Source organism: Pseudomonas gingeri (assembly GCF_013386165.1).
In the GTDB taxonomy this organism is placed as follows: Bacteria; Pseudomonadota; Gammaproteobacteria; order Pseudomonadales; family Pseudomonadaceae; genus Aquipseudomonas; species Aquipseudomonas gingeri_C.
The window spans coordinates 64,287-73,493 of record NZ_JACAOS010000024.1 but is presented as its reverse complement, the minus strand read 5'-3'; the positions used below and the strand labels follow the sequence as shown (position 1 = coordinate 73,493).

Here is a 9,207-nt window from a genome sequence, read left to right as displayed (position 1 = left end):
TCGCTGCCTGCACCGATGTCGGATCCTGGTTGGGTGATGCGGGCCGCATCACCCCGTTCGCTGCCGGCGCCGATGCTGGATCCTGGTCGAGTGATGCGGGCCGCATCACTCAGTTCACTGCCGGCATCGATGCTGGATCCTGGCTGAGTGTTGCGGGCCACAACATCTGGTTGCCTCTGGCTTCTGGCTGAAGTCATGGATGTTTGCTCTGGCGAGGTTTCAGCAGATGTAGCATCTCGCTGAGCGTTTGATTCGCGGTCTGTATCGATTCAGGGCTACGTGGGGGTGCTACTTCCTTGGCCGGTTGGTCAAATATCTGCTTGGAGGGATTTTCAGATCGTGGGCCAGTAGTCGGATCAGGAGAGGCGGGGCTTGCTTTGTCATCAGGGTTCCAGCTGCTGTTGAAGTCACCGCGGACGGCCATGCCGACAAGTGACAGCAAGTAAGCCAAGGGGTTGTGAACCGTTCCTGAGTCACAGCGGTGTCCCCAATGCCGGATGACTGCGGGTTTCAACTCGGGTGGAACCTTCTGCATGGCCTCCAAGGCTCGATGCTTTTGATCAGGTGACAGGCGATGCAGGGCTTGAAGCAAATCAGCCTCGGCTCCTCTGGCATCGGGCTGTACATGTACAGAGCTTTTACAAACAACGTTGTTTGTATCTGTATACGTACTATATGAGTTCGGATGCCGAACTGAGTGTGAACTCAGTGTTTTCCGGCTGAGTTCGGATTCCGAACTCGGGTTCGGAGCACCATTCAGCCTAGAGTTGTCACTGAGTTCGGATGCCGAACTCAGTGACAACTGAGGGGGGTCTTGCTGAGTTCGGATGCCGAACTCAGGCTCTCTTAGGGCTGCGTTCGTCTGCTCTTTGATCCATGACTGGCTGTTCAGACGACCTTCGATAATGTCCAGACGACTCGGTAAGCGCTGACCGACGTCGGGATCGGCAGAAAATTCGTTCCAGGCGATTTCCGCGACTTCACGTATCACCTTGGTCGGGTGCTTCATGGAATGATTGAGCAGTTGCAGGTAATCCTTGTCGAACTCCACAGCCTCCGCCGGCGTCACAGGTTCGTCATGAAGTAAGTAGACGTTGCCTTGGACCTGTCCGCTGAGGTCATTACGAACGCGTCGGCCCAGGCTGAGCCAGCGAGTCAGGCGAAGAGTCACCAGTGCCTTGGAGATGGTTTCACGTGATGCCGGTTTCCCGGGTTGCATTCCCAGGTATGGCCTCAGTTGGTCATAGGTGGGGAACGCCGTTAGGCCGTCATCGTTGATCAGTAGGCGAAACACCTGCCAGGTGTTTCTCTCAAGCGGCGTCAGTCGGTCATCCAGAAGCAGGCGGCGAGGGACCGTCTCGTGAGGATTCCCGCTGAAGATGATGCCAGAGTAGGGGACAGAGCCTGCTATCCCGGGAGTCGCTGACTCTTTTTTCTGGAGCAAATGGGCCTCAAGATGGCCCGAAGCCGAGTCTAAAATCGTCGACAATGGAAACCGGGACTTCATAGTTCGGAGTCACCTTCCGCCGAAGTCACTACAGGTTGCTGCTGCCGTTGATGATTGGATGCTACGAGTTGGAGCTTGCGCGGGCTCCAGGAGTTTCCGTGAGCAGGCGGGTAGAGTCCCTCCTTGATCCAGGTCTGGATCCTATTCCAAATGATGGCCAAGCTCAGGTTTTCAGAGCTCTCATCTGCGTCGCTGCCCTGTGGTGAGTTCAATTCCTCGGCAACAAGCATGGCGATATCGAGCAACTGAACGCTGTCCTCCAGTTCGACGACCTGATGCTCACTCATTAGGTGGGTCCACCTGTACCAGAGCAGGGCGTCCATCTCTTCGCTGAATTCTCGCCACCGGCCTCGGCGTGCCGTTACCCCTATGATCATGCGTTGCAGGGCAACGTCCTGAGGCGATAGGCCGAAGAACTGTTGCAGCATTTGGGTCGTTGCCCCCAGACGCAAGGCACGCTCAATCATGCGTACCTCTTCATTGGAGCGCTCGGCGCCTGTAAGAAGCTTCTTCAGGATTTCCCCATCAATGGTGACGGTGCACCAGGACACGGGGGTGTTGAGCAGTAGGCTCAATACCGATGGTTGTTGGAGCTGGGCCAGTATTTCTGGCTCCAATCCCATTTCGATGCAGCGTCTCAGTTGGCCATTGCGCATGTTGTGCAGGATCTGCGACAGGATGGCTTCATTTATCGGTGACTTCATTTCGACTCCCTCCCATGATCGTCCGCTACTCGCTGTCAGTCGGTGGTGTGGTTTCAGTGAGTGACTGGATCTCCAGGTCAATTAATCTTCTGGCTAGGCGGATAACACGGAACAATTTCACCAAGGCACCATCACTCATTCGACCTGAGTCGCTTGGTTGCTGGTCTTTAGTGACTGGCCGTCCCAGCAGCAACTGGCCAAGGCCTGCCGCGAATTCGAAGTCAGCCAGTGCATCTACCTGGAGTTCGGGCTTTTGTTGGATCATGTTCAGAGCGATGGCAATCGAACCGCTCAAGGACTGGAGCAGCATCAAGGTGTGTTGGGCTGTAGCAGTGACGTCAAGCTCTTCCTCTGGATGCCGGTAGCTGAATCCAATCCCTCCTTCAACTTCGATGATTTCTCCAGGGGCCCCGACCGAACTGGAAATTTCACGGGCGAGTTGTGCGATGTGGACGCGAAGCAGATCCGGTGTATCTATCTCTCGCTCGATGTACCAGAGGTCTGAAATCGGGTGCAGTCCGCCGGCTTGCACAGGAATCGCCACCAGTGCGTTCGCCTCGAAGTCCGGCAGTTCTTCACCGTCGATTGCGGCGAGTCGTTGTTTCACCTGCTGGACGCGAGCCGAGGTCGTGACAGGGCTGGCCACGTGACCATCCAAACGGGCTTGCCGCTCCTCTGCTGACATCGGTGGAGGAGGTAGCTCGGTGGGGGGCTGCTTTTGTGTGGGGCTCCCTGGTGCTTTCGGCTGTTGGGGCGTAGGTACCGGTGGTTTTTGTACAGTACCCTGCGTGCTAGGGTTTTCACTGCCCGTCAGGGGCTGCTCAACCTGCCCGGATTCTGAGCCATATAAGGTGCTCTGAGGCATTTCGAGCACAGGCGTCGAGCGGCGGAGCTGATCTTGGTTCTGGGTAATTTCCAGCAGTATTTTCTCGTAACCGAGATCCAGTGGCTTTTTGAGTTGATCAATTAGCTCGTCCTGAAAGCGCTGGAACAGAAACTCTTCAGCATCGCCCTCGAATTGAGACAGGACATCTTGAAATATCGTGTCGAAGTCGAGGAGCTGTCCCTGTTCTTGGTAATTTCGCTCCCAGCAGAGTTGCGTGCTTTTTCGCAAAGCGAGCAGCTTAGCAACTCGGTCTACTCCGAGTCCGGAATACAGGACCGCAGGGATTGCAGGTAAAAGATAACGAATAGCGTCCTGCATTCGGCTGATATGCGGTTGAGAGACAGGGTAACCGTCAGCTGCCAGCTTCCGTGCAAGTTCACGCTGAGATATAGACCCACCTGCCTCTTCTTCATAGAGAGCTCGCGCTTTGTCTACTCCAATGGCGCGCTCAATGAACAGGAGCTGACCCTGCAGATCGTTTTCAGCCAAGTGCCCGGTGAGAGAGATGATCTCCCCACGAGCGATATCCCAAGGGCGAAACAGACAGTGGAACTTGAAGAACTTTTCGTCCCCGGTCTCACGGTACAACTCATTGAGAATCGCCAGGCGCGTGTTGCCACCATTCCGGATGCGGAATTTTTCTTCACCTGGACGCCGGGTGACCGGGGGAGGTGTATCAAGCCCGCGGTGCCGGATCGATTCTTTGATCTCGTCATATTTCGGGTTGCGCGTCGTGCGTGGGTTGGTGTCGTACGGCAGCGTCTCATCCAACGTCAGGAGCATTGGGGTATCAACGATGGGGTCGCTCATGCGTTGAGCTGCAGGAGCATTTTGCTGAAACCCCGGCTTCAGCAGCTGCTCCTTCATTGAGGTGATTGACGGTTTCATGCTTCATGTCCAGGTTGAGCTGCAGAGGTAGGGGCAGTCAGCAACTGGTCGATGATTTTGTTGGCTCGCTCAAGAGCCGATTCAAGCTCGGTGAAACGCTCCAGGCGATGAATAATCTCGGAGTTCATAGAGCGAACGTTGGCTCGTGCGTTTTGTGCAATTCGGTTCCGCATCCCATCCGGAAGACGGACGACGAATTTCTCTTCAAGTTGACGTTGTTGGGCGGTCATAGCGTTCTCCAATTCCAAATTCAGTTGGGTTCAACGGCGTTTCAATTGATCTCTGAGCTGAGTCGGCAGCCCCTTGATGAACAGGGTCCCAGCCTCTTCGTCGTATTCGATCTTCGAGCCCAGGAGGTGGGCTTCGAAGCTGATGGACAGACCTTCGGCTCGACCGGTGAAGCGACGGAATTGGTTGATAGTGCGCTTATCAACTGGGATCTCCGGCGACAGGCCGTAGTCCTTGTTTTGGATATGGTCGTAGAACGCCCGTGGACGATCCTCGTCAATCAACTCGGAGAGTTCTTCCAGTCCCATGGGCTCGCCCATTTTTGCCTGGCTGCTGGCGTAGTCCACCAGGGTCCAGGTTTTCTCCCGGGCATCGTCCTCGGGCAGGTCTTCGCTTTCCACGAAGTCGCTGAAAGCTTTGAGGAGGGTGCGGGTCTCGGCCGGACCGTCGACGCCTTCCTGGCAGCCGATGAAGTCGCCGAAATACTCCGTGGCTTTCTTACCGTTCTTACCCCTGATGAATGAGATGTACTGCTTCGATTGCTTGTTGTTCTGCCATTCGGAGATATTGATCCTGGCCGCCAACTGCAGTTGGCTAAGGTCCAGATGACGCGACGGGGTCACGTCTAGCTCGGCGTTCACCGACACGCCTTCGCTGTGGTGCAGTAGGGCGATCGCCAGGTAGTCGGTCATGCCTTGCTGGTAGTGCGCGAACAGCACATGGCCGCCCACCGAGAGGTTGGACTCCTCCATCAGATTTTGCAGATGTTCGACGGCAATCCGGCTGAACGCAGTGAAGTCCTTGCCGCCGTCCAGGTATTCCTTCAGCCAGCCGCTGAGTGGATGGGCGCCGGACTCGGCATGGAAGAAGCCCCAGGCTTTGCCCTGCTTGGCGTTGTAGCTTTCATTGAGCTCGGTGAGCAGGTGATCGATGGCCTGGGACTCGGCCAGCTCGGAGTCACGGGCATGCAGGACCGCAGGGTTGCCGTCGGGTTTTTTATCGATCAAATGGACAATGGCGTGGCGAATAGGCATCAGATTGTCTCCTGCGAATGCTGTGTCTGCATGCGATCCGCGCGGCGAGCGCGGGCGATTGCGTTCAGGCCTGAGCGGTAGTCGCTGGCCGTCGAAGAGGTGAAGATCGATCCACGACCGACCTTTGTTAACTTGATATGTCCGCCCGGCGTGCGGGTGACGGTCCAGCCGTTGGCAATCGCAAACTCCACCAACTGTTGGTGTTTTTTACGGGTGAGCAAAGAGCTATGCATGGACGTTTTCTCCCGTCTGTAATCGGGAGGTATCACCGGCGAGTGCATTCCCAACCTGTATGACGATGATCTCGGCTTCGTCACCGGGGAAGTGGGTCCCGAGGTCATGAAGGAACTGCCGTGTTGCCTCTCGAGGACCAGGCACACGAAAAATCACCGTGCAATGCTGAACATCGACCTTGGGCTCCAGGTGGGGCATCACAGCCATCTGCAGCGCGCAACGCTGCAAGTGACGCGGGATCCATACCGACCAGAAGTAACTGGACAGCAGCGCGCCGGCGCAAACCAGGTCGACGGAGAGTGTTCCGCAGGTTGTGTTGGTCAGCTCGACATAACCGAGTTGCACGAGCTCCAGCATGTCGCCCTTCATGCTTGCCGGCACCACCGTGCTGTGGTCTCGGGCAAGACGACCGATTGCCTGTGCAAGAGCATCCAGCTCCACTGGGTTGATGCCAGTTCTATGCGCGTGAACGACCGCCGAGTCTTCAAACGAGGCGTTGGCCGGGATTGACGGGAAAGCTGATGCGCTACTGTGCATGAGCCACCTCGTCCTTGAGCTCCACGACGTCGTAGCTGCCGCACTGCGGGCAGATGTTGACCTCGACCTCACCTTCAGGAGTAGTTGGTGCCGGGATGCAGTGACGCACCTGACGGAGCGGGTAGTGGGTATCGCAGCCACAGCACCAGTGCGTCACAGAGTTCGAATCGAGGACGGTCATACACCTGCTCCTTGCCAGCCACTGCTGGCACTGAGGTTCGCAAAGCGGGTTTGGTGAGGAATGAAGGCTGTTCGTACGGTCCCGGTAGGGCCATTACGAGCCTTGCCGATGATCAGTTCGGCGATTCCCTTGAACTCGGTTTGCGGGTGATAAACCTCGTCGCGGTAAACGAACAGGATGACATCGGCGTCTTGCTCAATTGCCCCTCCATCACGCAGATCCGCGTTGATAGGGCGTTTGTTCGGGCGGCGCTCCAGCTCCCGGTTGAGTTGGGAAAGGGCAATGACCGGGCAATTCATCTCTTTGGCCAAGGCCTTGAGCGACTGAGAGATAGCGCCTATCTCGTTGGCCCTGTTTTCTTGGCCTGGACAGCGCATAAGCTGCAGGTAATCGATCAGGATCAGAGACGGGTGACCGAAGCGACGCGCTGCGCGACGCGATTTTGCTCTAAGCGCCGCCGGCGTGAGGCCCGACGAATCGTCGATGACCAGGCGTTCGCCGTAGTCGTTGATTCGCCCGACAGCGAAGGTCAGCTTCGGCCAGTCTTCGTCATCGAGCTTGCCCTTCAGCAGTTTCCCTAGATCGAGGTGCCCGAGAACAGCCATCAGTCGATAGAGGAGGGCTTTCGCCGGCATCTCTAAACTGAAGACCTGAACCGTCCGGTCGGGCTTCTTGTGCAGGGCGGTGTCCACGAAGTTCAATGCCAAGGACGTCTTGCCCATCGACGGCCGAGCACCAACGATGATGAGATCTGCCTCCTGGAAGCCGGAGGTCATTTCATCCAGATCATCCAGCCCCGAGGGAACGCCCGTGACCGTGACGTTACCGTTGAAGTGCTCGTCGATCTGCTCGACGACGGTGTTCAGGCATTGGTTTACGTTCACAAAGTCCGATGAGTTCTTTCCTTCGCCGAGGGCGAACAGTTGCTGCTCGATCGACTCCTGAACCTCGGTTGCATCAGCTTGGGGGTTAGTCGCTTCGCGTGAGCATTGAAAGCCTACGGACATCAGTTGTCGAAGCTGTGAGCGATTACGCACGATGTGTGCGTAGTGCTCAATGTTGGCGACTGACGGGATGTTCTTGGCCAACTCGACCAGATAGGGCAGTCCTCCCACCTCGGAAGGCGTTTCCAGGGCGTCATGCACCGTCACTACATCGAACGGAACGGATTTGCTGGAAAGCGTTGCCATCGCTTTGAACAGCACCCGGTGCCCATGCTGAAAAAAGTCTTCGGGCAGCAACCTATCCGCGACAAGATCCCAGGTGTTGTTATCCAGCAATAGGCCGCCCAGGACACCTTGTTCCGCCTCTATCGAATACGGCGGTGACAGATCGAGGTGATTCATTTGCGTACCTCCTGCTCGATTTGCAGGAAGCCGCTACCGTTATGGGCGCCGAGCGCTTTGACCATATCGACTTCGACCTTGGCCGAATTGACCATCACCTGGGCGACCTCAGCGACAGCCTTGGCTCGATTGATGTCCAGCGGCTTATCGGGGTCAAGCAAGGACTCGATTGTAACGAACAAGTGGTTCCGCAGATCCTCAATCTTGTTTTTCATGCTCGACCTCACGAATGGCGCGCTTGAGCTTGCCGACGGCGCGAATGACCGATTTCAGCTCATCTGGATAGCGGTGGATGGTGTTACGCCTCATGCGCTCGGCACGGGTGATGAGTTCCAGGTTTTCAAGAACGATGCGGGTCTTGTTGCCGTCCTTGAAACAGAGGCAATGGCCGGCAGGTACCGGGCCGTTGTGCTCTTCCCAGAGCAGGACGTGGACTGATATCCAATCGGCTGGTGGATAGCCTGTATCGGTGACTTTGCGCTGCAGATAGCCATCGAGTGTGGTGCGGGTGCTGCCAATGGGGAGCCAGTTCCCTGGCTTGCTACCTTTCTTGAACTGCGTATCTGCAGAGTGTCCGTTTACGGAGAGCCCCTTCAGACCTTGATTCCAAGGACGATGACCCGTTGGGAATCGGCTGGCTTTGCCGCTGTTGTTCAATTGCTGGCCGCAGGCGGCAAGGCACTGTTTGAGGTACTTCTCGCTTTTGTGCAGACCCAGTTGATTTGCTTTTCTGTAGACCTGCGGCACCGTCGCGCCGAGATCCGCAGCAATGGATTCTGTAGGTTCGTCCGCATACCGAGCTTTGAGCACGCTCTCTTCGGCCAGGGTCCATTGGCGGCGGCGGGGGGCAGGGTGGCTTCTACTGATCCTTTCGGCGTGAGCTCGCTTCAATGCTGCCTTTGCCAAAGGTGAAAGTTTGATAGCAGCTGTCATCTGGCACCCCCTGCTGGAAGTGCATCTGGGGCACTCTGTCCTACACCTCGGTGCAAACGGACCTTCTGTCCTTGTGCCCAGCCTGCGCTCAGCGAGCCAGTGTCGTAGCCCTTGGCCTCAAGGGATTCAACACCCTGGAGGCTCATAGTGGGGTGGTGGAGCTTCAGATAAGCCTTGATCTCCAGGTCAGTCGTTTCATCCGTGGTACCGGAGATCTCAACTATTTTGTAGGTGACAGCATTCAACCAACCTTCGGCAAACAGTTGGCCGCGACGGCGTTTGGTTTTCAGCTGGCAGCGTTTTTGCTGGGCAACAAATTCCTGCCGAGCAGCCACCAACTGGTGGTGAAGTGCCGAATAGGCATGTGCTGCTAGCTCAGGGGAGATGCCCTTGCCCAAGAATTTGAAAGACCATCCTTTCAATACGTTGAAGTAGGCCAGGTATGAGCCGTCGAAGGCCTGTGCGCAGATAGATGCCAAGCGGTGCGCCCAGTCCTGCGGTGCACGTTTGGTTCCTGTCACGACACTGGCCTCGTTGATGGAATGTGCCGCCACTTCCAAGGATTCGAGGTTGTACTGCTTCATCAGCGCCCTGGCCTGACGCAGTGCGGTTTCGGCCTCGGTCGGTGAAGCACCTTTGGAATTCGCCAGCGCGAAGCACTTGGCGACTTTGTCCAAGACTTTCTGCTTGTCCATCATTTTGGCTGCTCCTCCTGGGTGAAGGTTGCGC

At 56.5% G+C, this 9,207-nt stretch carries 13 protein-coding genes; 1 reads left to right on the top strand and 12 read right to left on the bottom strand.

All coding sequences use genetic code 11. From position 1 onward, the window contains the following. Positions 1-191: hypothetical protein (locus HX866_RS34100; RefSeq protein ID WP_218179815.1), on the top strand; the 191-nt coding region annotated here is incomplete at its 5' end. 2 nt (positions 192-193) lie between these two features. Here the strand turns inward: HX866_RS34100 and HX866_RS30540 are convergent. Genes HX866_RS30540 through HX866_RS30485 form a run of 12 tightly spaced genes read right to left on the bottom strand, consistent with a single transcriptional unit; the run spans position 194 to position 9,173 of the window. Beyond that, a complete protein-coding gene (locus HX866_RS30540) occupies positions 194-1,507 on the bottom strand; it encodes an STY4528 family pathogenicity island replication protein (RefSeq protein WP_177141034.1) in 1,314 nt (437 codons plus the stop codon). Beyond that, the gene (locus tag HX866_RS30535) at positions 1,504-2,211 is read right to left on the bottom strand and encodes a DUF2857 domain-containing protein (RefSeq protein ID WP_177141033.1); all 708 of its coding nucleotides are present in this window, start codon (positions 2,209-2,211) and stop codon (positions 1,504-1,506) included. The genes HX866_RS30540 and HX866_RS30535 overlap by 4 nt, the downstream gene beginning before the upstream one ends. 25 nt (positions 2,212-2,236) lie before the next feature. Beyond that, positions 2,237-3,985, bottom strand: a complete 1,749-nt coding sequence (locus HX866_RS30530) for a ParB family protein (protein WP_177141032.1) — start codon at positions 3,983-3,985, stop codon at positions 2,237-2,239. Next, entirely contained in the window at positions 3,982-4,215 is a 234-nt protein-coding gene (locus tag HX866_RS30525; protein WP_177099992.1) for an Arc family DNA-binding protein, read from the bottom strand. The genes HX866_RS30530 and HX866_RS30525 overlap by 4 nt, the downstream gene beginning before the upstream one ends. 30 nt (positions 4,216-4,245) lie before the next feature. Next, positions 4,246-5,247, bottom strand: coding sequence for a nucleoid-associated protein YejK (gene yejK, locus HX866_RS30520; protein WP_177141031.1), 1,002 nt, complete (start codon positions 5,245-5,247; stop codon positions 4,246-4,248). Continuing rightward, positions 5,247-5,480, bottom strand: coding sequence for a type II toxin-antitoxin system HicA family toxin (locus tag HX866_RS30515; protein WP_177099998.1), 234 nt, complete (start codon positions 5,478-5,480; stop codon positions 5,247-5,249). Before HX866_RS30515 ends, yejK begins: the two co-directional genes overlap by 1 nt. Then, positions 5,473-6,018, bottom strand: a complete 546-nt coding sequence (locus HX866_RS30510) for a hypothetical protein (RefSeq protein ID WP_177141030.1) — start codon at positions 6,016-6,018, stop codon at positions 5,473-5,475. The genes HX866_RS30515 and HX866_RS30510 overlap by 8 nt, the downstream gene beginning before the upstream one ends. Next, positions 6,008-6,199 (bottom strand): hypothetical protein, encoded by a 192-nt coding sequence (locus tag HX866_RS30505; RefSeq protein WP_177141029.1) that lies wholly within the window; start codon positions 6,197-6,199, stop codon positions 6,008-6,010. The genes HX866_RS30510 and HX866_RS30505 overlap by 11 nt, the downstream gene beginning before the upstream one ends. Further along, entirely contained in the window at positions 6,196-7,545 is a 1,350-nt protein-coding gene (gene dnaB / locus HX866_RS30500) for a replicative DNA helicase (protein ID WP_177141028.1), read from the bottom strand. Before dnaB ends, HX866_RS30505 begins: the two co-directional genes overlap by 4 nt. Next, the gene (locus HX866_RS30495; RefSeq protein ID WP_177141027.1) at positions 7,542-7,760 is read right to left on the bottom strand and encodes a hypothetical protein; all 219 of its coding nucleotides are present in this window, start codon (positions 7,758-7,760) and stop codon (positions 7,542-7,544) included. Before HX866_RS30495 ends, dnaB begins: the two co-directional genes overlap by 4 nt. Then, a complete protein-coding gene (locus HX866_RS30490) occupies positions 7,744-8,478 on the bottom strand; it encodes an HNH endonuclease signature motif containing protein (protein ID WP_177141026.1) in 735 nt (244 codons plus the stop codon). The genes HX866_RS30495 and HX866_RS30490 overlap by 17 nt, the downstream gene beginning before the upstream one ends. Further along, complete coding sequence (locus HX866_RS30485; protein ID WP_177141036.1) at positions 8,475-9,173, bottom strand: DUF2786 domain-containing protein; 699 nt, start codon at positions 9,171-9,173, stop codon at positions 8,475-8,477. Before HX866_RS30485 ends, HX866_RS30490 begins: the two co-directional genes overlap by 4 nt. Between the last annotated feature and the right edge of the window lie 34 nt (positions 9,174-9,207).